The organism is Streptomyces pyxinae (genome assembly GCF_024756275.1).
GTDB classification, from domain to species: Bacteria; Actinomycetota; Actinomycetes; order Streptomycetales; family Streptomycetaceae; genus Streptomyces; species Streptomyces pyxinae.
In genome coordinates this window covers 153,014-177,759 of the sequence record NZ_JANUGQ010000012.1, presented here as the reverse complement: position 1 = coordinate 177,759, position 24,746 = coordinate 153,014, and the positions used below count along the sequence as shown (strand labels likewise).

Annotated in this window: 36 protein-coding genes; 34 read left to right on the top strand and 2 right to left on the bottom strand. The window is 70.0% G+C overall.

What is annotated here, in order from left to right:
* Positions 1-165: 165 nt before the first annotated feature.
* Positions 166-1,269, bottom strand: a complete 1,104-nt coding sequence (locus NX801_RS16240; RefSeq protein ID WP_258788423.1) for an FAD-dependent monooxygenase — start codon at positions 1,267-1,269, stop codon at positions 166-168.
* Positions 1,270-1,497: 228 nt separating this feature from the next.
* On the opposite strand from NX801_RS16240, the gene NX801_RS16235 reads away from it, so the two are divergent.
* The 32 genes from NX801_RS16235 to truA all read left to right on the top strand — a co-directional run bounded on the left by NX801_RS16235 (position 1,498) and on the right by truA (position 20,769).
* Complete coding sequence (locus tag NX801_RS16235) at positions 1,498-2,484, top strand: TetR/AcrR family transcriptional regulator C-terminal domain-containing protein (protein WP_258788422.1); 987 nt, start codon at positions 1,498-1,500, stop codon at positions 2,482-2,484.
* 521 nt (positions 2,485-3,005) lie between these two features.
* A complete protein-coding gene (gene rpsJ, locus NX801_RS16230; protein WP_003948644.1) occupies positions 3,006-3,314 on the top strand; it encodes a 30S ribosomal protein S10 in 309 nt (102 codons plus the stop codon).
* A 13-nt stretch (positions 3,315-3,327) separates the two neighbouring features.
* Positions 3,328-3,972, top strand: a complete 645-nt coding sequence (gene rplC / locus NX801_RS16225) for a 50S ribosomal protein L3 (protein ID WP_258788421.1) — start codon at positions 3,328-3,330, stop codon at positions 3,970-3,972.
* Positions 3,973-3,980: 8 nt separating this feature from the next.
* On the top strand, positions 3,981-4,631 hold the full coding sequence (gene rplD / locus NX801_RS16220) for a 50S ribosomal protein L4 (protein WP_258788420.1): 651 nt from the start codon (positions 3,981-3,983) through the stop codon (positions 4,629-4,631).
* Positions 4,631-4,954, top strand: a complete 324-nt coding sequence (gene rplW / locus NX801_RS16215) for a 50S ribosomal protein L23 (RefSeq protein WP_258788419.1) — start codon at positions 4,631-4,633, stop codon at positions 4,952-4,954. The genes rplD and rplW overlap by 1 nt, the downstream gene beginning before the upstream one ends.
* Before the next feature lie 41 nt (positions 4,955-4,995).
* Positions 4,996-5,832 (top strand): 50S ribosomal protein L2, encoded by an 837-nt coding sequence (gene rplB / locus NX801_RS16210; RefSeq protein ID WP_258788418.1) that lies wholly within the window; start codon positions 4,996-4,998, stop codon positions 5,830-5,832.
* Positions 5,833-5,844: 12 nt separating this feature from the next.
* The gene (gene rpsS, locus NX801_RS16205) at positions 5,845-6,126 is read left to right on the top strand and encodes a 30S ribosomal protein S19 (protein WP_007384069.1); all 282 of its coding nucleotides are present in this window, start codon (positions 5,845-5,847) and stop codon (positions 6,124-6,126) included.
* A 42-nt stretch (positions 6,127-6,168) separates the two neighbouring features.
* Complete coding sequence (rplV, locus tag NX801_RS16200; RefSeq protein ID WP_009327087.1) at positions 6,169-6,516, top strand: 50S ribosomal protein L22; 348 nt, start codon at positions 6,169-6,171, stop codon at positions 6,514-6,516.
* Positions 6,516-7,346 (top strand): 30S ribosomal protein S3, encoded by an 831-nt coding sequence (gene rpsC / locus NX801_RS16195; RefSeq protein WP_258788417.1) that lies wholly within the window; start codon positions 6,516-6,518, stop codon positions 7,344-7,346. Before rplV ends, rpsC begins: the two co-directional genes overlap by 1 nt.
* 5 nt (positions 7,347-7,351) lie before the next feature.
* Positions 7,352-7,771 (top strand): 50S ribosomal protein L16, encoded by a 420-nt coding sequence (gene rplP, locus NX801_RS16190; RefSeq protein ID WP_258788416.1) that lies wholly within the window; start codon positions 7,352-7,354, stop codon positions 7,769-7,771.
* Positions 7,771-7,995 (top strand): 50S ribosomal protein L29, encoded by a 225-nt coding sequence (rpmC, locus tag NX801_RS16185; RefSeq protein ID WP_258788415.1) that lies wholly within the window; start codon positions 7,771-7,773, stop codon positions 7,993-7,995. Before rplP ends, rpmC begins: the two co-directional genes overlap by 1 nt.
* Positions 7,995-8,279, top strand: coding sequence for a 30S ribosomal protein S17 (gene rpsQ, locus NX801_RS16180; RefSeq protein ID WP_067283945.1), 285 nt, complete (start codon positions 7,995-7,997; stop codon positions 8,277-8,279). Before rpmC ends, rpsQ begins: the two co-directional genes overlap by 1 nt.
* A gap of 100 nt (positions 8,280-8,379) precedes the next feature.
* Positions 8,380-8,748 carry a 50S ribosomal protein L14 gene (rplN, locus tag NX801_RS16175; protein ID WP_003956455.1) on the top strand — a complete coding sequence of 123 codons (369 nt, stop codon included), beginning with the start codon at positions 8,380-8,382 and terminating at the stop codon, positions 8,746-8,748.
* A 2-nt stretch (positions 8,749-8,750) separates the two neighbouring features.
* Positions 8,751-9,074: a 50S ribosomal protein L24 gene (gene rplX, locus NX801_RS16170; RefSeq protein WP_019888758.1), complete on the top strand. Its 324-nt coding sequence runs from the start codon at positions 8,751-8,753 to the stop codon at positions 9,072-9,074.
* Complete coding sequence (gene rplE, locus NX801_RS16165; RefSeq protein WP_258788414.1) at positions 9,074-9,631, top strand: 50S ribosomal protein L5; 558 nt, start codon at positions 9,074-9,076, stop codon at positions 9,629-9,631. Before rplX ends, rplE begins: the two co-directional genes overlap by 1 nt.
* A 2-nt stretch (positions 9,632-9,633) precedes the next feature.
* Positions 9,634-9,819 (top strand): type Z 30S ribosomal protein S14, encoded by a 186-nt coding sequence (locus tag NX801_RS16160; protein WP_003956452.1) that lies wholly within the window; start codon positions 9,634-9,636, stop codon positions 9,817-9,819.
* Between the two features lie 209 nt (positions 9,820-10,028).
* Positions 10,029-10,427 carry a 30S ribosomal protein S8 gene (gene rpsH / locus NX801_RS16155; protein ID WP_258788413.1) on the top strand — a complete coding sequence of 133 codons (399 nt, stop codon included), beginning with the start codon at positions 10,029-10,031 and terminating at the stop codon, positions 10,425-10,427.
* Positions 10,428-10,448: 21 nt separating this feature from the next.
* Positions 10,449-10,988 (top strand): 50S ribosomal protein L6, encoded by a 540-nt coding sequence (gene rplF / locus NX801_RS16150; protein WP_258788412.1) that lies wholly within the window; start codon positions 10,449-10,451, stop codon positions 10,986-10,988.
* A 3-nt stretch (positions 10,989-10,991) separates the two neighbouring features.
* On the top strand, positions 10,992-11,375 hold the full coding sequence (gene rplR, locus NX801_RS16145) for a 50S ribosomal protein L18 (RefSeq protein ID WP_258788411.1): 384 nt from the start codon (positions 10,992-10,994) through the stop codon (positions 11,373-11,375).
* Between the two features lie 43 nt (positions 11,376-11,418).
* On the top strand, positions 11,419-12,024 hold the full coding sequence (rpsE, locus tag NX801_RS16140; RefSeq protein ID WP_005313527.1) for a 30S ribosomal protein S5: 606 nt from the start codon (positions 11,419-11,421) through the stop codon (positions 12,022-12,024).
* Complete coding sequence (gene rpmD, locus NX801_RS16135) at positions 12,024-12,206, top strand: 50S ribosomal protein L30 (protein ID WP_071273185.1); 183 nt, start codon at positions 12,024-12,026, stop codon at positions 12,204-12,206. Before rpsE ends, rpmD begins: the two co-directional genes overlap by 1 nt.
* A gap of 1 nt (position 12,207) precedes the next feature.
* A complete protein-coding gene (gene rplO / locus NX801_RS16130; protein ID WP_258788410.1) occupies positions 12,208-12,663 on the top strand; it encodes a 50S ribosomal protein L15 in 456 nt (151 codons plus the stop codon).
* A gap of 231 nt (positions 12,664-12,894) precedes the next feature.
* Positions 12,895-14,211, top strand: coding sequence for a preprotein translocase subunit SecY (secY, locus tag NX801_RS16125; protein ID WP_258788409.1), 1,317 nt, complete (start codon positions 12,895-12,897; stop codon positions 14,209-14,211).
* Positions 14,211-14,873: an adenylate kinase gene (locus tag NX801_RS16120; protein ID WP_258788408.1), complete on the top strand. Its 663-nt coding sequence runs from the start codon at positions 14,211-14,213 to the stop codon at positions 14,871-14,873. The genes secY and NX801_RS16120 overlap by 1 nt, the downstream gene beginning before the upstream one ends.
* Positions 14,874-15,211: 338 nt before the next feature.
* Complete coding sequence (gene map / locus NX801_RS16115) at positions 15,212-16,048, top strand: type I methionyl aminopeptidase (protein WP_258788406.1); 837 nt, start codon at positions 15,212-15,214, stop codon at positions 16,046-16,048.
* Between the two features lie 296 nt (positions 16,049-16,344).
* Positions 16,345-16,566, top strand: coding sequence for a translation initiation factor IF-1 (infA, locus tag NX801_RS16110; protein WP_003956442.1), 222 nt, complete (start codon positions 16,345-16,347; stop codon positions 16,564-16,566).
* A gap of 60 nt (positions 16,567-16,626) precedes the next feature.
* Positions 16,627-16,740 (top strand): 50S ribosomal protein L36, encoded by a 114-nt coding sequence (gene rpmJ / locus NX801_RS16105; RefSeq protein WP_003956441.1) that lies wholly within the window; start codon positions 16,627-16,629, stop codon positions 16,738-16,740.
* 230 nt (positions 16,741-16,970) lie between these two features.
* Positions 16,971-17,351, top strand: a complete 381-nt coding sequence (gene rpsM / locus NX801_RS16100; RefSeq protein ID WP_258788405.1) for a 30S ribosomal protein S13 — start codon at positions 16,971-16,973, stop codon at positions 17,349-17,351.
* Between the two features lie 66 nt (positions 17,352-17,417).
* Positions 17,418-17,822, top strand: a complete 405-nt coding sequence (gene rpsK / locus NX801_RS16095) for a 30S ribosomal protein S11 (protein WP_003948617.1) — start codon at positions 17,418-17,420, stop codon at positions 17,820-17,822.
* A 159-nt stretch (positions 17,823-17,981) separates the two neighbouring features.
* A complete protein-coding gene (locus NX801_RS16090; protein WP_258788404.1) occupies positions 17,982-19,004 on the top strand; it encodes a DNA-directed RNA polymerase subunit alpha in 1,023 nt (340 codons plus the stop codon).
* A 233-nt stretch (positions 19,005-19,237) separates the two neighbouring features.
* Positions 19,238-19,732, top strand: coding sequence for a 50S ribosomal protein L17 (gene rplQ / locus NX801_RS16085; RefSeq protein ID WP_258788403.1), 495 nt, complete (start codon positions 19,238-19,240; stop codon positions 19,730-19,732).
* Positions 19,733-19,893: 161 nt separating this feature from the next.
* The gene (truA, locus tag NX801_RS16080; protein WP_258788402.1) at positions 19,894-20,769 is read left to right on the top strand and encodes a tRNA pseudouridine(38-40) synthase TruA; all 876 of its coding nucleotides are present in this window, start codon (positions 19,894-19,896) and stop codon (positions 20,767-20,769) included.
* 349 nt (positions 20,770-21,118) lie between these two features.
* Here the strand turns inward: truA and NX801_RS16070 are convergent, their stop codons facing one another.
* Positions 21,119-22,075, bottom strand: coding sequence for a hypothetical protein (locus NX801_RS16070; RefSeq protein WP_258788401.1), 957 nt, complete (start codon positions 22,073-22,075; stop codon positions 21,119-21,121).
* A gap of 113 nt (positions 22,076-22,188) precedes the next feature.
* Here NX801_RS16070 and NX801_RS16065 point away from each other — a divergent pair, with 113 nt between their 5' ends.
* Both NX801_RS16065 and rplM read left to right on the top strand, forming a co-directional pair.
* Positions 22,189-23,811 carry an ABC-F family ATP-binding cassette domain-containing protein gene (locus NX801_RS16065; RefSeq protein WP_258788400.1) on the top strand — a complete coding sequence of 541 codons (1,623 nt, stop codon included), beginning with the start codon at positions 22,189-22,191 and terminating at the stop codon, positions 23,809-23,811.
* Between the two features lie 487 nt (positions 23,812-24,298).
* The gene (gene rplM / locus NX801_RS16060; RefSeq protein WP_258788399.1) at positions 24,299-24,742 is read left to right on the top strand and encodes a 50S ribosomal protein L13; all 444 of its coding nucleotides are present in this window, start codon (positions 24,299-24,301) and stop codon (positions 24,740-24,742) included.
* Positions 24,743-24,746: the final 4 nt, after the last annotated feature.

The following is a 24,746-nucleotide window of genomic DNA, read 5'->3' as shown; positions in this document are numbered from 1 at the left end:
ACCCACCGACCCCCGGCGGCCCCGGCCGGCCGGCGCCCGGCCCGACCGCCCGCATACCCGGGCCCCCGGTCCCGCCCACGGCCCCCGCCGCGCCCCCGGTCGTACGGCTCCGCCGCCCGGCCGCCCCGGAGCCTCCCGCCCCGGGGGCCGCCGCCCCGGGGGCCGTCACCCGTCCAGGGAGATCCCGGCCTTGGCCCGGGCCATCGACGCCTCGGCGGGCGGGCCGCCCGGGTTCTCGGTGGCCAGCGCCTGGTTGAGCGCGACGAACGGCCGCATCCGGGCCTCGTACCGGGCGAAGGCGGCCGCGTGGTCGCCGTCGGCCCCGGCGAGGGCCTCGGCCAGCAGATGGGCGCCGACCAGGGCCAGGCTGGTGCCCTGTCCGGAGAGCGGGGTCGGGCAGTACCCGGCGTCGCCCAGCAGCACCGCGCGCCCGTGCGACCAGTGGTCCATCCGCACCTGGGCGATGGCGTCGCAGTGGAAGTCCGGCGCCTCCCGGGCGGCCTTCGCCAGCCGGTCGCCCTCCCAGGGCACGGCGGCCAGCCGCCCGCTGATCACCGCGCGCAGGTCGGTGTCCCGGGGCAGCGGCCCGGAGTCGAACCCGGCGGCGACCCGCAGCTCGGTGTTGCCGCGCACCGGCATGATGCCGAAGCCGGTGCCCTCGTTCCGGTACCAGACCTGCCAGTCCTCCAGGCCCAGGAAGTTCTCCGCGCCGAAGACGGCGACATAGCTGCCGAGGTGGTGGGTGAACTCCTCGGCCGGTCCGAAGACCAGGTGCCGCACCGCCGAGCGGAGCCCGTCGGCGCCCACCACCAGGTCGAAGACCCGGGACGGGCCGTGCCGGAAGTCGGCCCGGACGCCGCCCGGCTCCTCGGTGAGCGCGGTGAGGCCGTCCCCGAAGACGTACTCCGTGCCGCCCCGCTCGCGGGTGGCCGCCAGGAGCAGCTCCACCAGGTCCTCGCGGAGCAGCTCGATGTCCGGACCGTCCAGCCGGCCGCTGCTGTAGGTGAACTCGGTGGAGCGCTCGACCTCGTGACCCTCGGCGTCCAGCACCGACATCCCGCGCATCCGGGTGCGCGCCTCCCGGGCCCGCTCCAGCAGTCCCGCCCGCTCCAGCACCTCCAGGGCGACGCCCCGTACGTCCACCGCCTGGCCGCCGGTGCGCGGCGCCGGCGCCCGTTCCACCACCGTGGGCGCGAAGCCCCGCTCCGACAGCAGCAGCGCCAGCGCACAGCCGGCGATGCCCCCGCCCGAGATCAGTACGTTCCGCATGGTCGGTCGACCTCCTCGCTATGACCCCCGTGGCCAGCGTAGACAGTGCGAATACGCCGTACGCCTCTGAATGTACGGCGTACGCGCAGGGTGTTCAATGGGGTGCAAACCGCTTCTGTACTAGGTCAGTCGGCGGTTGCCGCACTGTCGGGCCGGAGGTGCCCAGGTGGTCTCTGTGCTAGAACAGAGGCACAGCTGAGCGAAATATTTTTCGAGAAGGAGGCCGGTGTGGCCGAGCGGACCGACCCTCCCTACCTCCGGATCGCCGCCGATCTCCGGCGACGGATCGCCGCCGGCGAGCTGGCGCCCGGCGACCGGGTGCCGTCCACCCGGCGGCTCGCCGCCGACTGGGGGGTGGCGCTCGCCACCGCGACCAAGGCGCTCACCGCGCTCCGGCTGGAGGGCACCGTGGAGGCCCGCCCGCGCGTCGGCACCGTCGTCGCCCCCCGGCCCGGCCCGGCCCGTCCCCCGGGCGCCGGGGCGGCGGCCGCCCCGCCCGCCGGCCCTCGCGCCGCGGGACCGGCCGCCGGCGGCGCGGGGCCCGCCCCGGACGACCTCAGCCGGGACCGGATCGTCCGGGCCGCCATCGCCATCGCGGACGCCGAGGGGCTGGCGGCGCTCACCATGCGGGGGGTGGCGGCCCGGCTCGGGGTGGCCGCCATGTCCCCGTACCGGTACGTCGGCGGCCGGGAGGAGCTGGTGCTGCTGATGGCCGACGCGGCCTTCGGGGAGCTGTCCTGTCCCGAGCCGCCGGCCGGCGGGTGGCGGGAGCGGCTGGAGACGAGCGCCCGGATCCGCTGGGCGCTCTACCGCCGCCACCCGTGGCTCGCCCAGTTGGGGCCGCTCACCCGCCCCCAGTTGATCCCGAACCTGCTGGCGCACGGCGAGTGGACGCTCGCCGCGCTGGACGGCCGGGGGCTGGCCCCGGGCCGGATGCTGGACATCAGCGTGCTGCTGCACGGCCACATCGAGGGGCTCGCGGTGCACCTGGAGCGGGAGGCGCAGGCCCGGGCGGCGACCGGCCTCGACGACGAGGAGTGGATGGAGACGCAGCTCACCGGGGTGGAGGCGGTGACACTGTCCGGGCGGTTCCCGGTGTTCGGCCGGCTCGTCCGGGAGCTCGGCCCGGACGGCTACGACCTCGACTTCGACCACCTCTTCGAGACCGGCCTGCGCGCCTTCCTGGACGGCCTCGCCCGCCTGGTGGAGGGGTGAGCCCGTCGGCGGGGCGCCGCCCGGCCGGGCCCGGTGCGGGCCTGCGGAGAGTGCACGGAGAGCCCGCGGAGGGGTGACGCGTATCTCGTCGTCCGGTGGGGTAATCTCTTCAGCTCGATTGGCGCCGGGCTTTCCCCGTATGGCAGACTGTCGGGGTTGCTCGGTTGAGTGCCGATGCTGCGCGCCTCCCGCCGGGGGGACCGGAAGCGAGTCCCACAGTACTCGTCGTCCCATGCAGTGCGCCGAAAGGCGCAGGGGCGGACGTACGGGAATCTTCCGGGAAGTGTCAGCGGGGCGCCGACCAGGCACCCGGTGGGTGTTCTCCGCCCCGCCTCGCGGTCCTCGGGCCCGCACCCCCTTGGTTGGGAAATCCTTCGGGAGATCTGCGTAGAGGGGTTGCGACACGCCCGACCGCGTGGGTCGGAGGAGAACAGCACGCCGACGGACGGCCGAGAGGCCGCCGGCGGGGCGCGGCCCATCAGGTTCCAGAGCGTTACGAGAGACAGGACTACTGAGTAGCCATGGCGGGACAGAAGATCCGCATCCGGCTCAAGGCCTACGACCACGAGGTCATCGACTCCTCGGCGAAGAAGATCGTCGAGACGGTGACCCGCACGGGTGCGTCGGTCGCGGGCCCGGTGCCGCTGCCCACTGAGAAGAACGTGTACTGCGTCATCAAGTCGCCGCACAAGTACAAGGACTCGCGCGAGCACTTCGAGATGCGCACGCACAAGCGCCTCATCGACATCCTCGACCCCACGCCGAAGACGGTCGACTCGCTCATGCGTCTCGACCTGCCGGCGGGCGTCGACATCGAGATCAAGCTCTGAGGTGACGCGCGAGATGGCTAAGAACATTAAGGGCGTTCTGGGCGAGAAGCTCGGCATGACCCAGGTCTGGGACGAGAACAACCGGGTGGTCCCGGTCACCGTCGTCAAGGCCGGGCCGTGCATCGTCACCCAGATCCGCACCAACGACAGCGACGGCTACGAGTCGGTCCAGATCGCCTTCGGCGAGATCGACCCCCGCAAGGTGAACAAGCCCCTCAAGGGCCACTTCGCCAAGGCCGACGTCACCCCGCGCCGCCACCTGGTGGAGATCCGTACCGCCGACGCCGGCGAGTACACCCTCGGCCAGGAGATCACCGCCTCCGTGTTCGAGTCGGGCGTCAAGGTCGACGTCACCGGCAAGAGCAAGGGCAAGGGCTTCGCCGGTGTCATGAAGCGTCACAACTTCAGGGGCCTCGGCGCCGGTCACGGCACCCAGCGCAAGCACCGCTCGCCCGGTTCCATCGGTGGCTGCGCCACCCCGGGCCGTGTGTTCAAGGGCCTCCGCATGGCGGGCCGTATGGGCAACGAGCGGGTCACCACCCAGAACCTGACCGTCCACGCCGTTGACGCGGAGAAGGGTCTGCTGCTCATCAAGGGCGCGGTCCCCGGTCCGAACGGCGGCCTCGTCCTGGTCCGTACCGCGGCCAAGGGGGCCTGAGGTAACCGATGAGCACCATTGACATCCTTTCGCCGGCGGGCGACAAGGCCGGGACCGTCGAGCTCCCCGCGGAGATCTTCGACGCCAAGACCAGCGTTCCGCTGATCCACCAGGTCGTCGTCGCGCAGCTGGCCGCTGCCCGTCAGGGCACGCACAAGACCAAGACCCGTGGCGAAGTCCGCGGTGGTGGCAAGAAGCCGTACCGCCAGAAGGGCACCGGCCGCGCCCGTCAGGGTTCGACCCGCGCCCCGCAGTTCGCCGGCGGTGGCGTGGTCCACGGCCCCGTGCCGCGTGACTACTCGCAGCGGACCCCGAAGAAGATGAAGGCCGCCGCCCTGCGCGGTGCCCTCTCGGACCGGGCGCGCCACTCCCGCATCCACGTCGTCACCGGCGTGGTCGACGGCGACATCTCCACCAAGGCCGCCAAGACGCTGTTCGGCAAGATCTCGGAGCGGAAGAACCTGCTCCTGGTCGTCGAGCGCTCCGACGAGGCCGCGTGGCTGTCCGCCCGCAACCTGCCCCAGGTTCACATCCTGGAGCCGGGCCAGCTGAACACGTACGACGTGATCGTCTCCGACGACGTGGTCTTCACCAAGGCCGCCTTCGAGTCCTTCGTGTCTGGCCCCCAGACCGCTGAGACCGAAGGGAGCGACGCCTGATGACCGAGGCCGTCGTCACCAGCAAGACCTTCTCGGACCCGCGCGACATTCTCGTCAAGCCGGTCGTCTCCGAGAAGAGCTACGCCCTGCTGGACGAGAACAAGTACACGTTCGTCGTGGACCCCCGCGCCAACAAGACCCAGATCCGGCAGGCCGTCGAGGCCGTCTTCTCGGTCAAGGTCGTGGGCGTGAACACGATCAACCGTCAGGGCAAGCGCAAGCGCACCCGCACCGGTTTCGGTAAGCGCGCCAACACCAAGCGCGCCATCGTCACCCTTGCTGAGGGCAGCCGTATCGACATCTTCGGCGGTCCGACCGCCTAAGGGCGGTCCGGATCGTCCGAATATCGGACGAGGACTGAGAAATGGGTATCCGCAAGTACAAGCCGACGACTCCGGGCCGTCGTGGGTCCAGCGTCGCCGACTTTGTCGAGATCACGCGGTCCACGCCGGAGAAGTCGCTGGTCCGCCCCCTGCACAGCAAGGGCGGCCGTAACAACGCCGGTCGTGTGACCGTCCGCCACCAGGGCGGTGGCCACAAGCGCGCCTACCGCGTGATCGACTTCCGTCGTCACGACAAGGACGGCGTGCCGGCCAAGGTCGCTCACATCGAGTACGACCCGAACCGCACCGCGCGCATCGCGCTGCTCCACTACGTGGACGGCGAGAAGCGCTACATCATCGCCCCGCGCGGCCTCTCCCAGGGCGACCGGGTCGAGAACGGCCCCGGCGCCGACATCAAGCCGGGCAACAACCTGGCCCTCCGCAACATCCCGGTCGGTACCACGATCCACGCGATCGAGCTCCGTCCCGGCGGTGGCGCCAAGTTCGCCCGCTCCGCGGGTGCCTCCGTGCAGCTGCTCGCGAAGGAGGGCCAGATGGCCCACCTGCGCATGCCGTCCGGTGAGATCCGGCTGGTCGACGTGCGCTGCCGCGCCACGATCGGCGAGGTCGGCAACGCCGAGCAGTCGAACATCAACTGGGGCAAGGCCGGCCGCAAGCGCTGGCTGGGCGTCCGCCCGACCGTCCGCGGTGTGGCGATGAACCCGGTTGACCACCCGCACGGTGGTGGTGAGGGCAAGACCTCCGGTGGTCGCCACCCGGTCTCCCCGTGGGGTCAGAAGGAGGGTCGTACTCGTTCTCCCAAGAAGGCGAGCAACAAGTACATCGTCCGCCGCCGCAAGACGAACAAGAAGCGCTAGGAGCGGGTTTAGATGCCGCGCAGTCTCAAGAAGGGGCCCTTCGTCGACGACCACCTGATCAAGAAGGTGGACGCCCAGAACGAAGCCGGTTCCAAGAACGTCATCAAGACCTGGTCCCGTCGCTCGATGATCGTCCCGGCCATGCTCGGCCACACGATCGCGGTGCACAACGGCAAGACCCACATCCCGGTGTTCGTCACCGAGTCGATGGTCGGCCACAAGCTCGGCGAGTTCTCGCCGACTCGCACCTTCCGCGGCCACGTCAAGGACGACCGGAAGTCGAAGCGCCGCTAACGCGGAGTGGAACGACTCATGACTTACACCGAAGGGACAACCATGGAAGCCAGGGCCCAGGCGCGGTACATCCGCGTCACGCCCATGAAGGCCCGCCGCGTGGTGGACCTCATCCGTGGCATGGACGCCACGGAGGCTCAGGCGGTCCTGCGATTCGCTCCGCAGGCCGCGAGCGTGCCGGTCGGCAAGGTGCTGGACAGCGCCATCGCCAACGCCGCGCACAACTACGACCACACCGACGCCTCGTCGCTGTTCATCAGCGAGGCGTACGTGGACGAGGGTCCGACCCTGAAGCGGTTCCGGCCGCGCGCCCAGGGCCGTGCCTACCGGATCCGTAAGCGGACCAGCCACATCACCGTGGTCGTCAGCAGCAAGGAAGGAACCCGGTAATGGGCCAGAAGGTAAACCCGCACGGGTTCCGGCTCGGCATCACCACCGACTTCAAGTCGCGGTGGTACGCCGACAAGCTGTACAAGGACTACGTCAAGGAAGACGTCGCCATCCGCCGGATGATGACGTCCGGCATGGAGCGCGCCGGCATCTCCAAGGTCGAGATCGAGCGCACCCGTGACCGCGTGCGGGTGGACATCCACACCGCGCGTCCGGGCATCGTCATCGGCCGCCGCGGCGCCGAGGCCGACCGCATCCGCGGCGACCTGGAGAAGCTCACCGGCAAGCAGGTCCAGCTGAACATCCTCGAGGTCAAGAACCCCGAGGTGGACGCTCAGCTGGTCGCGCAGGCCGTCGCCGAGCAGCTCTCCTCCCGCGTCTCCTTCCGCCGTGCCATGCGCAAGAGCATGCAGTCGGCGATGAAGGCGGGCGCCAAGGGCATCAAGATCCAGTGTGGTGGCCGTCTCGGCGGCGCCGAGATGTCCCGCTCGGAGTTCTACCGCGAGGGCCGGGTGCCGCTGCACACGCTCCGCGCGAACGTCGAGTACGGCTTCTTCGAGGCCAAGACGACCTTCGGCCGCATCGGCGTGAAGGTCTGGATCTACAAGGGCGACGTCAAGAACATCGCCGAGGTCCGCGCCGAGAACGCCGCCGCCCGCGCCGGCAACCGCCCGGCCCGTGGCGGCGCCGACCGCCCGGCCCGTGGTGGCCGCGGTGGCGAGCGTGGCGGTCGCGGCCGCAAGCCGCAGCAGAACGCCGGTGCCGAGGCCCCCAAGGCCGACGCCGCCGCTGCTCCGGCTGCTGCTGAGAGCACCGGAACGGAGGCCTGACCGAAATGCTGATCCCCCGTAGGGTCAAGCACCGCAAGCAGCACCACCCGAAGCGTGATGGCATGGCCAAGGGTGGTACGCAGGTCGCGTTCGGCGAGTACGGCATCCAGGCCCTCACTCCGGCGTACGTGACCAACCGCCAGATCGAGGCGGCCCGTATCGCGATGACCCGCCACATCAAGCGTGGCGGCAAGGTCTGGATCAACATCTACCCGGACCGTCCGCTGACCAAGAAGCCGGCCGAGACCCGCATGGGTTCCGGTAAGGGTTCGCCGGAGTGGTGGATCGCGAACGTCAAGCCCGGACGGGTGATGTTCGAGCTGTCCTACCCGAACGAGAAGATCGCGCGTGAGGCGCTGACCCGTGCGGCTCACAAGCTGCCGATGAAGTGCAAGATCGTCAAGCGCGAGGCAGGTGAAGCGTGATGTCGGCCGGAACCAAGACGTCCGAGCTGCGCGAGCTGGGCAACGAAGAGCTTGTCGCCAAGCTCCGCGAGGCCAAGGAAGAGCTGTTCAACCTCCGCTTCCAGGCGGCGACCGGTCAGCTCGAGAACCACGGCCGGCTCAAGTCCGTCCGTAAGGACATCGCGCGGATCTACACCCTGATGCGCGAGCGCGAGCTGGGCATCGAGACGGTGGAGAGCGCCTGATGAGCGAGAGCAACGTGACTGAAGAGAAGACCGCCCGCGGTTTCCGCAAGACCCGCGAGGGTCTGGTCGTCAGCGACAAGATGGACAAGACCGTCGTCGTCGCCGTCGAGGACCGTGTGAAGCACGCGCTGTACGGCAAGGTCATCCGCCGTACCAACAAGCTCAAGGCCCACGACGAGCAGAACGCCGCGGGTGTCGGCGACCGCGTCCTCCTCATGGAGACCCGGCCGCTGTCCGCGACGAAGCGCTGGCGCGTCGTCGAGATCCTCGAGAAGGCCAAGTAAGCACCTGAGGGGTATCCCTCAGGTTCGTTCCGCCAGGCTCGGCGGGGCCGCAGGAGACCGCGGCCCCGCCGGGAACCGGCAGACAATCAGGAGATAAGACGTGATCCAGCAGGAGTCGCGGCTGCGTGTCGCCGACAACACTGGTGCCAAGGAAATCCTTTGCATCCGTGTTCTCGGTGGCTCGGGCCGCCGCTACGCGGGCATCGGTGACGTCATCGTCGCCACCGTCAAGGACGCGATCCCCGGTGGCAACGTGAAGAAGGGTGACGTCGTCAAGGCGGTCATCGTTCGCACCGTGAAGGAGCGCCGCCGCCAGGACGGCTCGTACATCCGCTTCGACGAGAACGCCGCCGTCATCCTCAAGAACGACGGCGACCCTCGCGGCACCCGCATCTTCGGCCCGGTCGGCCGTGAGCTGCGCGAGAAGAAGTTCATGAAGATCATCTCGCTCGCGCCGGAGGTGCTGTAAGCATGAAGATCAAGAAGGGCGACCTGGTCCAGGTCATCACCGGTAAGGACAAGGGCAAGCAGGGCAAGGTCATCGCGGCCTTCCCCCGCGAGGACCGCGTCCTGGTCGAGGGTGTCAACCGGGTCAAGAAGCACACCAAGGCCGGTCAGACCGCTCGCGGTTCGCAGACCGGTGGCATCGTCACGACCGAGGCCCCGATCCACGTGAGCAACGTTCAGCTCGTGGTGGAGAAGGACGGCAACAAGGTCGTCACGCGCGTCGGTTACCGCTTCGACGACGAGGGCAACAAGATCCGCGTTGCCAAGCGGACGGGTGAGGACATCTGATGGCTACCACCACCACTCCGCGTCTGAAGACGAAGTACCGCGAGGAGATCGCGGGCAAGCTGCGTGAGGAGTTCTCGTACGAGAACGTCATGCAGATCCCCGGCCTCGTCAAGATCGTGGTCAACATGGGTGTGGGCGACGCCGCCCGCGACTCCAAGCTGATCGAGGGCGCCATCCGCGACCTCACCACGATCACCGGTCAGAAGCCGGCCGTCACCAAGGCCCGTAAGTCCATCGCGCAGTTCAAGCTGCGTGAGGGCCAGCCGATCGGTGCCCACGTCACCCTCCGTGGCGACCGCATGTGGGAGTTCCTGGACCGCACCCTGTCGCTCGCGCTGCCGCGCATCCGCGACTTCCGCGGCCTGTCCCCGAAGCAGTTCGACGGCCGTGGCAACTACACCTTCGGTCTCACGGAGCAGGTCATGTTCCACGAGATCGACCAGGACAAGATCGACCGGGTCCGGGGCATGGACATCACCGTGGTCACCACGGCGACCAACGACGACGAGGGTCGTGCCCTCCTCCGTCACCTCGGCTTCCCGTTCAAGGAGAACTGACCGTGGCGAAGAAGGCTCTGATCGCTAAGGCCGCCCGCAAGCCGAAGTTCGGTGTGCGCGCGTACACCCGCTGCCAGCGCTGCGGCCGGCCCCACTCCGTCTACCGCAAGTTCGGCCTGTGCCGCGTGTGCCTTCGTGAGATGGCTCACCGTGGCGAGCTGCCGGGCGTGACCAAGAGCTCCTGGTAATCCCCTACTTGGGGATGACCGGAGTCTCTCGGTAAGCATCTGGTCGGCAGGAGCCCGGCCCCCCGTGCCGTAGGCTTGTGGGGTTGGGCGCCTGCCGCCCTTACGACTTACTACGCCGTAGGTCCCCGCGCCGCACCCGTCCCGCCCATGAGTGGGGAGAGGGATGGCGCAGACAGGAAACCCCGGCGAGAGAGGCCGAAGGCCAATTCATGACCATGACTGATCCCATCGCGGACATGCTCACGCGTCTGCGGAACGCGAACTCGGCGTATCACGACTCCGTGATCATGCCGCACAGCAAGATCAAGTCTCACATCGCGGAGATCCTCCAGCAGGAGGGCTTCATCACCGGCTGGAAGGTCGAGGACGCCGAGGTCGGCAAGAACCTCGTGCTCGACCTGAAGTTCGGTCCGAACCGTGAGCGCTCCATCGCGGGCATCAAGCGGATCTCGAAGCCCGGTCTCCGGGTCTACGCGAAGTCCACCAACCTGCCGAAGGTCCTCGGCGGCCTGGGCGTGGCGATCATCTCCACGTCCCACGGTCTCCTGACCGGCCAGCAGGCGCAGAAGAAGGGCGTGGGTGGGGAAGTCCTCGCCTACGTCTGGTAGTCGGGAACGGAGGAAAAGCCAATGTCGCGTATCGGCAAGCTCCCCATTTCGGTTCCCGCCGGTGTGGACGTCACCATCGATGGCCGCACGGTCCAGGTGAAGGGCCCCAAGGGCACCCTCACCCACACCGTCGCCGCGCCGATCGAGATCGTCAAGGGTGAGGACGGCGTGCTCAACGTGAGCCGTCCGAACGACGAGCGTCAGAACAAGGCCCTGCACGGCCTGTCCCGCACGCTGGTGGCCAACATGATCACCGGCGTGACCGCGGGATACACCAAGGCGCTCGAGATCAGCGGTGTCGGTTACCGTGTCGCCGCGAAGGGCTCCGACCTGGAGTTCCAGCTCGGCTACAGCCACCCGATCCTGGTGAAGGCGCCCGAGGGCATCTCCTTCAAGGTCGAGTCCCCCACCAAGTTCTCGGTCGAGGGCATCGACAAGCAGCAGGTCGGCGAGGTCGCCGCGAACATCCGCAAGCTGCGCAAGCCCGACCCGTACAAGGCCAAGGGCGTGAAGTACGCGGGCGAGGTCATCCGCCGCAAGGTCGGAAAGGCTGGTAAGTAAGCCATGGCATACGGCGTGAAGATCGCCAAGGGCAAGGCGTACAAGGGCGCCGCGCTGAAGCGTCGCCACATCCGGATCCGCAAGCGGATCTCGGGTACGGCGGAGCGTCCGCGTCTGGTCGTCACCCGGTCCAACCGCGGCATCACCGCTCAGGTGATCGACGACCTCAAGGGCCACACGGTCGCCTCGGCGTCCACCCTGGACTCGTCCATCCGCGGCGGCGAGGGCGACAAGTCGGCGAAGGCGAAGCAGGTCGGCCAGCTCGTGGCCGAGCGTGCCAAGGCCGCCGGTGTCGAGTCTGTCGTGTTCGACCGTGGCGGCAACCGGTACGCCGGGCGCATCGCCGCCCTGGCGGACGCCGCCCGCGAAGCCGGCCTGAAGTTCTGAGCCGGTTCCGTAGCTCAGCGGATAACGAAGAGAGGTAATTCCAATGGCTGGACCCCAGCGCCGCGGAAGCGGTGCCGGTGGCGGCGAGCGGCGGGACCGGAAGGGCCGTGACGGCGGCGCAGCTGCCGCCGAGAAGACCGCTTACGTTGAGCGCGTTGTCGCGATCAACCGTGTCGCCAAGGTTGTGAAGGGTGGTCGTCGCTTCAGCTTCACCGCGCTGGTCGTGGTGGGCGACGGTGACGGCACCGTGGGTGTCGGTTACGGCAAGGCCAAGGAGGTGCCGGCCGCCATCGCCAAGGGTGTTGAGGAGGCCAAGAAGCACTTCTTCAAGGTCCCCCGTATCCAGGGCACCATCCCGCACCCGATCCAGGGCGAGAAGGCCGCGGGCGTCGTCCTGCTCAAGCCGGCGTCCCCCGGTACCGGTGTGATCGCCGGTGGCCCGGTGCGCGCCGTCCTGGAGTGCGCGGGCGTGCACGACATCCTGTCGAAGTCGCTCGGCTCGGACAACGCGATCAACATCGTGCACGCGACCGTGGCGGCCCTGAAGGGCCTGCAGCGTCCCGAGGAGATCGCGGCCCGCCGCGGTCTGCCGCTGGAGGACGTCGCCCCCGCGGCTCTGCTGCGTGCGCGTGCGGGAGCGGGTGCGTAATGGCTCGCCTCAAGATCACGCAGACGAAGTCGTACATCGGCAGCAAGCAGAACCACCGCGACACCCTGCGTTCGCTCGGCCTCAAGCGGGTCAACGACGTGGTTGTCAAGGAGGACCGCCCCGAGTTCCGCGGCATGGTTCACACCGTGCGGCACCTCGTGACGGTCGAGGAGGTCGACTGACATGGCGGAGAACAACCCGCTGAAGGCCCACAACCTCCGTCCTGCCCCGGGCGCCAAGACCGCCAAGACCCGGGTGGGTCGTGGTGAGGCGTCCAAGGGTAAGACCGCGGGCCGTGGCACCAAGGGCACCAAGGCCCGTTACCAGGTTCCGGAGCGCTTCGAGGGTGGGCAGATGCCCCTCCACATGCGCCTCCCGAAGCTCAAGGGCTTCAAGAACCCGTTCCGCACCGAGTTCCAGGTCGTGAACCTGGACAAGCTGGCCGCGCTCTACCCGCAGGGTGGCGAGGTCACGGTGGCCGACCTGGTCGCCAAGGGCGCGGTGCGCAAGAACAGCCTCGTCAAGGTCCTGGGCCAGGGCGAGATCTCCGTGGCGCTGCAGGTGTCGGTGGACGCCGTCTCCGGCTCCGCCAAGGAGAAGATCGCCGCCGCCGGCGGCACCGTCACCGAGCTCGTCTGAGACGACTCGATGGCTTGAACATCCGACCGGGGATGCCTCTACAAAAGGGGCATCCCCGGTTGGTCGTTCCTAGGGGACCGCACTCGCCGGTAAGGTGGCGTCCACTGTGGTAATTTCCCGCGCTGTCCGCCCACCGGCGGCCGGCGCGGGAGCCTGTCCGAATGTTGCTAAATTCGTCGATCCTCAAGACCGTCACCTCTGACGCATAGCGCGGGGGTCGCAGGAGGCACCGTGCTCACCGCGTTCGCCCGGGCGTTCAAGACGCCCGACCTGCGCAAGAAGCTGCTCTTCACGCTGGGCATCATCGTTCTGTACCGGCTCGGGGCCCACATCCCGGTCCCCGGTGTCAGCTATCCGGCAGTGCAGCAGTGTGTGGACGAGGCACAGCGCAACAACAACAGCCTGTTCGGGCTCGTGAACATGTTCAGCGGCGGTGCGCTGCTGCAGATCACGATCTTCGCGCTCGGGATCATGCCGTACATCACGGCGAGCATCATCCTGCAGCTGCTGACCGTGGTCATCCCCCGGCTGGAGGCCCTGAAGAAGGAGGGGCAGGCCGGCACCACGAAGATCACGCAGTACACCCGGTACCTCACGGTCGCCCTCGCCATCCTCCAGGGCACCGGTGTCGTCGCCGCCGCCCGCGCAGGCGGTCTGTTCAGCGGCTGCTCGGTGGCGAGCCAGGTCGTCCCGAACAGCTCCATCTTCACCACCGCCACGATGGTCATCACCATGACCGCCGGCACCGCCGTCGTGATGTGGCTGGGTGAGCTGATCACCGACCGCGGCATCGGCAACGGCATGTCCATCCTGATGTTCGTCTCGATCGCCGCCGGCTTCCCGGGCGCCCTGTGGGCCATCAAGCAGAGCGGCAAGCTCGCCCAGGGCTGGATCGAGTTCGGCACGGTCATCCTGATCGGCTTCGTGATGGTGGCCCTGGTGGTCTTCGTCGAGCAGGCCCAGCGCCGCATCCCGGTGCAGTACGCGAAGCGGATGATCGGCCGCAGGTCCTACGGCGGTACCTCCACCTACATCCCGCTCAAGGTGAACCAGGCGGGTGTGATCCCCGTCATCTTCGCCTCGTCGCTGCTCTACATCCCGCTACTGGTCGTGCAGTTCGCCGGCAACGACACCAGCTGGTCCGGCTGGGTCCAGCAGCACCTCTCGGACGGCAAGCCGCTGCACACGGTCGCCTACTTCCTGCTGATCGTGTTCTTCGCCTTCTTCTACGTGGCCATCTCGTTCAACCCCGAGGAAGTCGCGGACAACATGAAGAAGTATGGTGGCTTCATCCCGGGCATCCGGGCCGGTCGTCCCACGGCCGAGTACTTGAGCTATGTGCTCAACCGGATCACCTGGCCGGGCTCGCTGTACCTGGGCCTGATCGCTCTCGTGCCGACAATGGCGTTGGCCGGCTTCGGCGGTGCCAACCAGAACTTCCCGTTCGGCGGCACCAGCATCCTCATCATCGTGGGTGTCGGTCTGGAGACCGTGAAGCAGATCGAGAGCCAGCTCCAGCAGCGCAACTACGAAGGGTTCCTCCGCTGATGCGAATCGTCCTCGTCGGACCGCCCGGGGCCGGGAAGGGTACGCAGGCCGCGTTCCTTGCCAAGAACCTGGACATCCCGCACATCTCCACGGGCGACCTGTTCCGGGCCAACATCAGCCAGGGCACGGAGCTGGGCAAGCAGGCCAAGGCGTTCATGGACGCGGGCAACCTGGTGCCCGACGAGGTCACCATCGGCATGGCCAAGGACCGCATGGAGCAGCCGGACGCCGAGGGCGGCTTCCTGCTGGACGGCTTCCCCCGCAATGTCGCCCAAGCCGAGGCGCTCGACGCCATGCTGACCGCCGAGGCCATGCGGCTCGACGCGGTCCTCGACCTGGAGGTCGAGGAGGACGAGGTCGTCAAGCGGATCGCCGGCCGCCGCATCTGCCGGAACAACAGCGCGCACGTCTTCCATGTGTCGTACGCCTCGCCCCGGGCCGAGGGCGTCTGCGACCTGTGCGGCGGCGAGCTGTACCAGCGTGACGACGACTCCGAGGAGACCGTCCGCAAGCGGCTCGAGGTCTACCACACCCAGACCGAGCCGATCATCGACTACTACAAGTCCCAGGGCCTGGTCGTGACCATCTCGGCCCTCGGCAAGGTGGACGAGGTGACGGAGCGCGCCATGGAGGCGCTGCGCCGTCGCCCGGAAGCGGCCTGACCGCCGCCCGGCCGGGCCGGATCGGTTTGGTTGGTTCATCAATAGTTCGTCGTTCCGCCGGTCGTACGGCTCCGCTCCGTACGGCCGGCGGAACCGTTACGGCGCGCACACCGGCCGCGGCACCCCCCGGGGAGCCGCGGCCGGCGCCGTGCCGGGACCCGGGCCGTATCGTGGATGGGAGCCCCCGGGACACCGGGCCCGCGCCGGGTCCGTCCGGTACCGGCTCGTCCGTCCCCGGGCTCGCTCCGGTCCGGCACCGGCTCCGGAGCCCGCCGGCGCCCGTGCCCCGGCTTCCTCCCGACCGCTTCCTCCCTCGTTTCCGAAAGGCGTCCGCCGACATGGTGCAGATCAAGACTCCCGAGCAGATCGCGAAGATGCGCGAGGCGGGGCTGGTCGTCGCCGCCATCCACGCGGCCACCCGCGAGGCGGCGGTGCCCGGCGCCACCACCAAGGACCTGGACGAGGTCGCCCGCAAGGTGATCGCGGACCACGGCGCCAAGTCGAACTTCCTCGGGTACGGCGGCTTCCCCGCCACCATCTGCACCTCGGTGAACGAGGTCGTGGTCCACGGCATCCCCAGCGAGGACGTGGTGCTCAAGGACGGCGACATCATCTCCATCGACTGCGGGGCCATCGTGGACGGCTGGCACGGTGACGCCGCGTACACCGCCTTCGTCGGCTCCGGCCACGCCCCGGAGCTGCTGGAACTCTCCCGGGTGACCGAGGAGTCCATGTGGGCCGGCATCGCCGCGATGCGGAACGGCAACCGGCTGGTGGACATCTCCCGGGCCGTCGAGTCGTACATCCGCCGCCAGCCCCGCCCGGCCACCGGCAAGTACGGGATCATCGAGGACTACGGCGGCCACGGCATCGGCACCGAGATGCACATGGACCCGCACCTGCTGAACTACGTCTCCCGCAAGCGCGGCAAGGGCCCGAAGCTGGTGCCCGGCTTCTGCCTGGCGATCGAGCCCATGGTGTCGCTGGGCACGCCCCGCACCGAGGTGCTCTCCGACGACTGGACCGTGATCACCACCGACGGCACCTGGTCCTCGCACTGGGAGCACTCGGTCGCGCTGACCGAGCAGGGCCCGCTGGTGCTCACCGCCCCGGACGGCGGCCGGGCGAAGCTGGCCGAGCTGGGCGTCACCGCCGCCCCGGACCCGCTGGGCTGAGCCCGCGGCGGGGCCGGGACGGGACCGCCGGGGGCCCGGGACCGGGGTGGGCCGGGCCGGTGGCCGGGGTGCCGCTGGCCGGCCGAGGCTGATCGGTGGCCGGGCGGCCGGGATGGCCCGGGATGGCCCGGTGGCCGGGATGGCCCGGTGGGATAAGGATCTTGCCGGGTGGGCAGACTCCCTGGATTCGTCTTTTCACAGGCCCTGACGTAGACTGATGCGTCGGCTCTCGTGTATCCGTGTGTCCTCATGCGGCGACGGAAGTCGATCAAGGTAGCCGATTCGAAGGGCGAAGCGTGGCCAAGAAGCAAGGTGCCATTGAGATTGAGGGCACCGTGATCGAGTCCCTGCCGAACGCCATGTTCAAGGTGGAGCTCCAGAACGGTCACAAGGTCCTCGCGCACATCAGCGGAAAGATGCGGATGCACTACATCCGTATTCTTCCGGACGACCGGGTCGTCGTGGAGCTGTCTCCGTACGACCTGACGCGCGGCCGGATCGTCTACCGATACAAGTAGATCTTGCCCGCATCCCGCTCCGGCGGGGTGGTGGCACTGACCCGGAGAACCTCACATCCCATGAAGGTCAAGCCGAGCGTCAAGAAGATCTGCGACAAGTGCAAGGTGATCCGCCGTCACGGCCGGGTCATGGTCATCTGCGACAACCTGCGCCACAAGCAGCGCCAGGGCTGACGCACGCCGACCTGCACCTCGCAGTTCTTCGCGCGACGCAAGTAATACCCGAAACATACGCAGCGCCCGTCCAAGCCGTGCGCCCCACGGCTGACGGCACCTCCGGCGGGGGCCGGGGACCCGGACGTACCACCCCTTCCGCGCACGTACCTCGTGTACGCGCACGGATCCGAGGGTCGGCGGTCGGGAGCGGCGCTGTGGCAGACCCCCGAACACACAGGAGCCATTGAATGGCACGCGTTTCCGGTGTCGACATCCCGCGCGACAAGCGTGTGGAGGTCGCACTCACCTACGTCTTCGGCATCGGCCGCACCCAGGCGCAGGCGACTCTCGCCGCGACCGGTGTGAACCCGAGCACCCGCGTTCGTGACCTGGCCGAAGAGGACCTGGTCAAGATCCGCGAGTACGTGGACGCCAACCTCAAGACCGAGGGTGACCTCCGCCGCGAGATCCAGGCCGACATCCGCCGCAAGGTCGAGATCGGCTGCTACCAGGGTCTCCGCCACCGTCGCGGTCTGCCGGTCCACGGCCAGCGCACCAGCACGAACGCCCGTACCCGCAAGGGCCCGCGTCGCGCCATCGCCGGCAAGAAGAAGCCGGGCAAGAAGTAGTCCGCAGCAGGACGCTCATCAGCGGTCTTCGCTGTAGGACCGACCACCTCCCGTAGGAGTTAAGACATGCCCCCCAAGGGACGTCAGGGCGCTGCCAAGAAGGTGCGCCGCAAGGAAAAGAAGAACGTCGCTCACGGTCACGCGCACATCAAGAGCACGTTCAACAACACGATCGTGTCCATCACGGACCCGACCGGCAACGTGATCTCCTGGGCCTCCGCCGGCCACGTCGGCTTCAAGGGCTCGCGCAAGTCCACCCCCTTCGCCGCGCAGATGGCCGCCGAGTCGGCCGCCCGCCGCGCGCAGGAGCACGGCATGCGCAAGGTCGACGTCTTCGTCAAGGGTCCCGGCTCCGGCCGTGAGACCGCGATCCGTTCCCTCCAGGCCACCGGCCTCGAGGTGGGCTCGATCCAGGACGTCACCCCCACCCCGCACAACGGCTGCCGCCCGCCGAAGCGCCGCCGCGTCTGACGCGGCGGTCGTGCGGCCGGGCGCCACGGGCGCGGGCCGCCGGGTTGCTTCTCGGGTTCCGGGCGGTACGGCTCTTCGGGGCCGTGCCGCCCGTACCCTTGCAGTACGCAGTACTGACGGACGTCAAATAGCGGGCGTCCACGACTGAAGGAACACACCATGCTGATCGCTCAGCGTCCCTCGCTGACCGAAGAGGTTGTCGACGAATACCGCTCGCGGTTCGTCATCGAGCCGCTGGAGCCGGGCTTCGGCTACACCCTCGGCAACTCGCTCCGCCGTACGCTCCTCTCCTCGATCCCGGGTGCGGCGGTCACGTCCATCCGCATCGACGGTGTCCTGCACGAGTTCACCACCGTGCCGGGCGTCAAGGAGGACGTCACCGACCTCATCCTCAACATCAAGCAGCTGGTCGTCTCCTCGGAGCACGACGAGCCGGTCGTGATGTACCTGCGCAAGCAGGGCCCCGGCCTGGTCACCGCCGCGGACATCGCCCCGCCGGCCGGTGTCGAGGTGCACAACCCCGACCTGGTCCTCGCCACCCTCAACGGCAAGGGCAAGCTGGAGATGGAGCTGACCGTCGAGCGCGGTCGCGGCTACGTCTCCGCCGTGCAGAACAAGCAGGCGGGCCAGGAGATCGGCCGCATCCCGGTCGACTCCATCTACTCGCCGGTCCTCAAGGTCACCTACAAGGTCGAGGCGACCCGAGTCGAGCAGCGCACCGACTTCGACAAGCTGATCGTCGACGTCGAGACCAAGCAGGCCATGCGCCCGCGTGACGCCATGGCGTCGGCCGGCAAGACCCTGGTCGAGCTGTTCGGCCTGGCCCGCGAGCTCAACATCGACGCCGAGGGCATCGACATGGGTCCGTCCCCGACGGACGCCGCGCTCGCCGCCGACCTGGCGCTGCCGATCGAGGAGCTGGAGCTCACGGTCCGCTCCTACAACTGCCTCAAGCGCGAGGGCATCCACTCCGTGGGTGAGCTCGTCGCCCGCTCCGAGGCCGACCTGCTCGACATCCGCAACTTCGGTGCGAAGTCGATCGACGAGGTCAAGGCGAAGCTGGCCGGCATGGGCCTGGCCCTCAAGGACAGCCCGCCCGGATTCGACCCGACCGCCGCCGCCGACGCCTTCGGGGCCGAGGACGACGCGGACGCGGGCTTCGTGGAGACCGAGCAGTACTGAGCAGTGCCGGACCCTTCCGGTGCGGCGCGGCGGACCCGAGCGGTCCGTCCGTACCACCGGGGGTCCACCCCGCCACCGGGTGGTGCGCGCCCCGCGCGCGCACCGGCCGGCGGCGGGACCCGCAGGACTTCCCCCGGGATTCCCCGGAGGGGTGCGCGGAGGGCGCGACGGCCCTTCGCACAGGCTGACACCGGTACCTGACACGGCCGGTGCAGATCACAAGGAGAAACACCATGCCGAAGCCCGCCAAGGGTGCCCGTCTGGGCGGCAGCGCCGCGCACGAGAAGCTGCTCCTCGCCAACCTGGCGAAGTCGCTCTTCGAGCACGGCCGCATCACCACCACCGAGGCCAAGGCCCGCCGCCTGCGTCCGGTCGCCGAGCGTCTGATCACCAAGGCGAAGAAGGGCGACATCCACAACCGTCGCCTGGTGCTGCAGTCGATCACGGACAAGGGTGTCGTCCACACCCTGTTCACCGAGATCGCGCCGCGCTACGCCGAGCGCCCGGGTGGCTACACCCGTATCACCAAGATCGGCAACCGTCGTGGCGACAACGCCCCGATGGCGGTCATCGAGCTGGTCGAGGGCGAGATCGCCAAGAAGGCGACCGTCGCCGAGGCCGAGGCCGCGACCAAGCGCGCGGTGAAGGAGTCCGACGAGGCCAAGGCCGCCGAGGACACCAAGGCCGAGGAGACCGAGGCTCCCGCCGCCGAGGCGAAGGACGCCTGAGTCCCCGCTTCCGGGGCCGCCTGAGCGCGGTCCCGGGGCTCACGGGCCCGTACCCCGCACCTGTGGCGGGGGCGGGCCCGTTCCCGTACGTACGCCCCCGCCGGCCCCCGGCTCGTGGGGGCGGTGGCGGTGCGGGCGACGCGAAGGAAAGGAACGGTCGCGTGAGCGACGAGGTGGAGCCCGGCTTCGTCCGGGTGCGGCTGGATCTGTCGTACGACGGCAGGGACTTCTCCGGCTGGGCCCGGCAGGCCGGCGGGCGCCGGACCGTGCAGGGCGAGATCGAGGACGCGCTGCGCACGGTGACCAGGTCGGCGGAGACGTACGAGCTGACCGTGGCCGGCCGCACCGACGCCGGGGTGCACGCCCGGGGCCAGGTCGCCCATGTGGACCTGCCCGAGGCGCTCTGGGCCGAGCACCGGGACAAGCTGCTGCGGCGGCTGGCCGGGCGGCTCGGGCACGACGTACGGGTGTGGCGGGTGAGCGAGGCGCCGCGCGGCTTCAACGCCCGGTTCTCGGCCATCTGGCGGCGGTACGCCTACCGGGTCACCGACCACCCGGGCGGTGTGGACCCGCTGCTGCGCGGCCATGTGCTCTGGCACGACTGGACGCTGGACGTGGACGCCATGAACGAGGCGGCGAAGCCGCTCCTCGGCGAGCACGATTTCGCGGCCTACTGCAAGCGGCGGGAGGGCGCCACCACCATCCGCACCCTTCAGGAGCTGCGCTGGGAGCGGCTGCCCAGCGGCATCCTGGAGGCCACCGTCCGGGCCGACGCGTTCTGCCACAACATGGTCCGCTCGCTGGTCGGCGCCCTGCTCTTCGTGGGCGACGGGCACCGCCCGGCCGACTGGCCCGGCACGGTGCTGGCGGCCGGCGTCCGGGACTCGGCGGTCCATGTGGTGCGCCCGCACGGGCTCACCCTGGAGGAGGTCGGCTACCCGGCCGACGAACTGCTGGCCGCCCGGAACCTGGAGGCCCGCAACCGGCGCTCGCTCCCGGGCGACCGGACCACCGGCGGCGACGCGGGCTGCTGCTGAGGCCGGGGGGTACGGCCCGGCCCGGGGCGGGAGGCCAGTGGGTCCGGGCGCCCGGTGGCCCGGGGCCGTCAACCCGGTGCCCCCGACCGGCCGGGCTGGCGACGGGGCCCACCCGGTGCCCCGACCGGCCGGGCGCCGGGCTCGGGCCCGGAGACCGGTGGTCCGGCCACCAGGGCGGGCGGCCGGGCGCGGTAGGTCGCTGGAGGCGCCCGGTCGGCCGCCGGCCTCACGCCCGGGACGCCGCGCGCCGGACGGCCCCGGTGACCCGGCCGGTCGGGCGGGTGTCCGGGGACGGGAGGCAGCCGTCCCGGCCGGGCGGCCGGTCAGCCGTGCGGGGCACCCGGACCGTTCAGCCGGTCCGGGCCGGGGCGGTGGCCGCCGCCGACGCCTGGGCCCGGCCCCGGGCGTAGATCTGGTCGAAGGTGAAGGTGCCGAGGTCGTCGCTGGCCTTGAAGACCTGGGCGTCGTCCCGGGTCACCTTCCGGCCACTGGTCCAGCCCGCCTGGGTGAAGTAGGCGTACCGCCCCACCGCGTTGGCGCGGCGCAGACAGACCGTCGCCCGGCAGAACTCGCCCACCCCGGAGCCGGCCAGCGGCGCGATCCCGCCGGTGGCCTCCTGCTTCGCGCGCCGGGCCGCCGCCTCGTTCTCGAAGAGCGCCACGCCGACCGTGACCGCCACCCCGTCCCGGACATAGGTGGCCCGGAGGACCCGGTCGCAGCCGTGCTTCGCCAGCACCGCGCCGAGACCGCCCTGGGCGGCCGAGCCGCAGCCGTCCGTGGCGGCGGTGGCGCCCTTGCGGTACGCCCGGTCGCCCACGGTCAGCCGGCTGCCGGGGAAGAGGGTCTCCGGGCCGATCGGTGCCTTGTCCTTGGCGGCGCTGGCGATGAAGTCCCGGGGGTTGGGCGGCGGCGGGGGAGCGACCGAGGAGAACGAGGGCTCGGGGCGGGCGCTCTCGCTGGGCAGCACCGGGGCGGCGCCGTTCTTCGCCGGATCCCGCCCGGAGCCGCCGTCGGTGGTGACGACCGCCGCCGCCACGACGGCGGCGACCGCAGCGGTGGCCAGCACCCCGCCGCCGATGAACAGCCGCCGCCGGCGCCGCGCCCGGGCCGCCGAGGCGTCCGCCAGCGCACCCCAGTCCGGGGTGTCCGCCCCCGTCTCACCGAACCCGAAGCCGGGGCCGCCGCCGGGCCCGCCCGGACCGGGCGCGGGGGCGCCGGGGCCCGTGCCGTACGACGGCTGTTGCTGGTACGGACGGTCGTTCCCCTGGTGCGGCTGCTGCGGCCACCCGGGCCCCCCAAAGCTCATGGCGCGCATCTTAGATGCCCCCGGGGACACGCGGATCCTCCCGGGGACACACCTGTCCGGAACCGGGGTAATCCGGTTGGGCGGAGCGGGGCGCGGCCGGAACAATGCCCTCCATGGGACATCTGGAGGCCGCGCACCTGGAGTACTACCTGCCGGACGGGCGGGTACTGCTCGGTGATGTGTCGTTCCGGGTCGGCGAGGGCGCGGTGGTCGCCCTGGTCGGTCCGAACGGCGCGGGAAAGACGACACTGCTGCGGCTGATCGCCGGCGAGCTGGAGCCGCACGGCGGATCGGTGGTGGTCTCCGGCGGGCTCGGGGTGATGCCGCAGTTCGTCGGCTCGGTACGGGACGACCGGACCGTCCGGGACCTGCTGGTCTCGGTCGCGCCGGCCCGGATCCGGGAGGCGGCGGCCGCGGTGGACGAGGCCGAGCACCTGATCATGACCGTGGACGACGAGGCCGCCCAGCTCCAGTACGCGCAGGCGCTCAGCGACTGGGCGGAGGCGCGCGGGTACGAGGCCGAGACGCTCTGGGACATCTGCACCACGGCCGCGCTGGGCGTGCCGTACGACAAGGCCCAGTTCCGCTCGGTCCGGACGCTCAGCGGCGGCGAGCAGAAGCGGCTGGTCCTGGAGGCGCTGCTGCGCGGCCAGGAGGAGGTGCTGCTCCTGGACGAGCCGGACAACTACCTGGACGTGCCGGGCAAGCGCTGGCTGGAGGAGCGGCTCGCGGAGACCCGTAAGACGGTGCTCTTCGTCTCGCACGACCGGGAGCTGCTGGCCCGGTCCGCGCAGAAGATCGTCGCCGTGGAGCCGAGCCCGGCCGGCTCCGACGTCTGGGTGCACGGCGGCGGCTTCGCCACCTTCCACGAGGCCCGGCGGGAGCGGTTCGCCCGCTTCGAGGAGCTGAAGCGGCGCTGGGAGGAGAAGCACGCCCAGCTCAAGAAGCTGGTGCAGGACATGCAGCAGTACGCCGCCCGCAGCGATCTGATGGCCTCCCGCTACCAGGCGGCCCAGACCCGGCTGCGGAAGTTCGAGGAGGCCGGGCCGCCGCCGGAGCCGCCGCGCGAGCAGGACATCCGGATGCGACTGCGCGGCGGCCGTACCGGCGTACGGGCGGTGACCTGCGCGAATCTGGAGCTGACCGGGCTGATGAAGCCGTTCTCGCTGGAGGTCTTCTTCGGCGAGCGGGTGGCGGTGCTGGGCTCCAACGGCTCCGGCAAGTCGCACTTCCTGCGGCTGCTGGCGGGCGACGCCTCGGTGGCGCACCGGGGCGAGTGGAAGCTCGGCGCCCGGGTGGTGCCGGGCCACTTCGCGCAGACCCACGCCCACCCCGAGCTGCTCGGCCGGACCCTGGTGGACATCCTCTGGACCGAGCACGCCAAGGACCGGGGCGGCGCGATGTCGGCGCTCCGCCGGTACGAGCTGGAGCGCCAGGGCGACCAGGCCTTCGAGCGGCTCTCCGGCGGCCAGCAGGCCCGGTTCCAGATCCTGCTCCTGGAGCTCTCCGGGAGTACGGCGCTGCTGCTGGACGAGCCGACCGACAACCTGGACCTGGAGTCGGCGGAGGCGCTCCAGGCGGGTCTGGAGGCGTACGAGGGCACGGTGCTCGCCGTCACCCACGACCGCTGGTTCGCCCGCTCCTTCGACCGGTTCCTGGTCTTCGGCTCCGACGGCGTGGTCCGGGAGACCCCCGAGCCGGTCTGGGACGAGCGCCGGGTGAAGCGGGCGCGATAGCGGAGCCGTACCCCCTCGGGGACCCGGGTGCCCCGGGGAAGAGCCGCGCGGAAGCCGCAAGCCGCCGGGAAGTCGTACGGCCCGTGCGACTTCCCGGGCGGGCCCGAGCCGGGACTCGTACGGCCCGTGCGGCCGCGCCACCGGGGGGCCGACGGGACCGGCCACGGGCCCCGGCCCGTACGCCCGGGCCACGGGCCCCCGCCGCCGGTCACCGGCAGGGGGGCGGCCAGGGGACCACCAGGCGTTTTGACCCCGCCGGGGGCGCCCGAGTATCCTGCTGGTTCGTTATGCGTATTGGCTTGGTCGTTCTCACGCGAGGGGCCCTTACGCCGGCCCACCGGGCCGATGAGCAGCGGCGAGTATCCGGAATGCGTCACCGGAGACCGCCAGGGCTGTTGTGATCGTCCGGGTGGCTAGTCAGGACCCTTTCCCCTCGGACCTCCGGGTCCCCGGGGAGCCCATCACTGAAGAAGCGAAGGCTACTACCGTGCGTACGTACAGCCCCAAGCCCGGCGATGTGACGCGTCAGTGGCACATCATCGACGCGCAGGACGTTGTCCTGGGCCGTCTGGCGACCACCGCCGCAACCCTTCTGCGGGGCAAGCACAAGCCGATCTATGCCCCGCACGTCGACGCCGGCGACTTCGTCATCATCATCAACGCCGACAAGGTGCACCTGTCCGGCAACAAGCGGACCCAGAAGATGGCGTACCGCCACTCCGGTTACCCGGGTGGTCTGCGCTCCGTCCGCTACGACGAGCTGCTCGACAAGAACCCCGAGAAGGCTGTCGAGAAGGCCGTCAAGGGCATGCTCCCGAAGAACTCCCTGGGCCGTCAGATGCTCTCGAAGCTGAAGGTGTACGCGGGCGAGAACCACCCGCACGCCGCCCAGCAGCCGGTCCCGTTCGAGATCACCCAGGTCGCGCAGTAAGTCC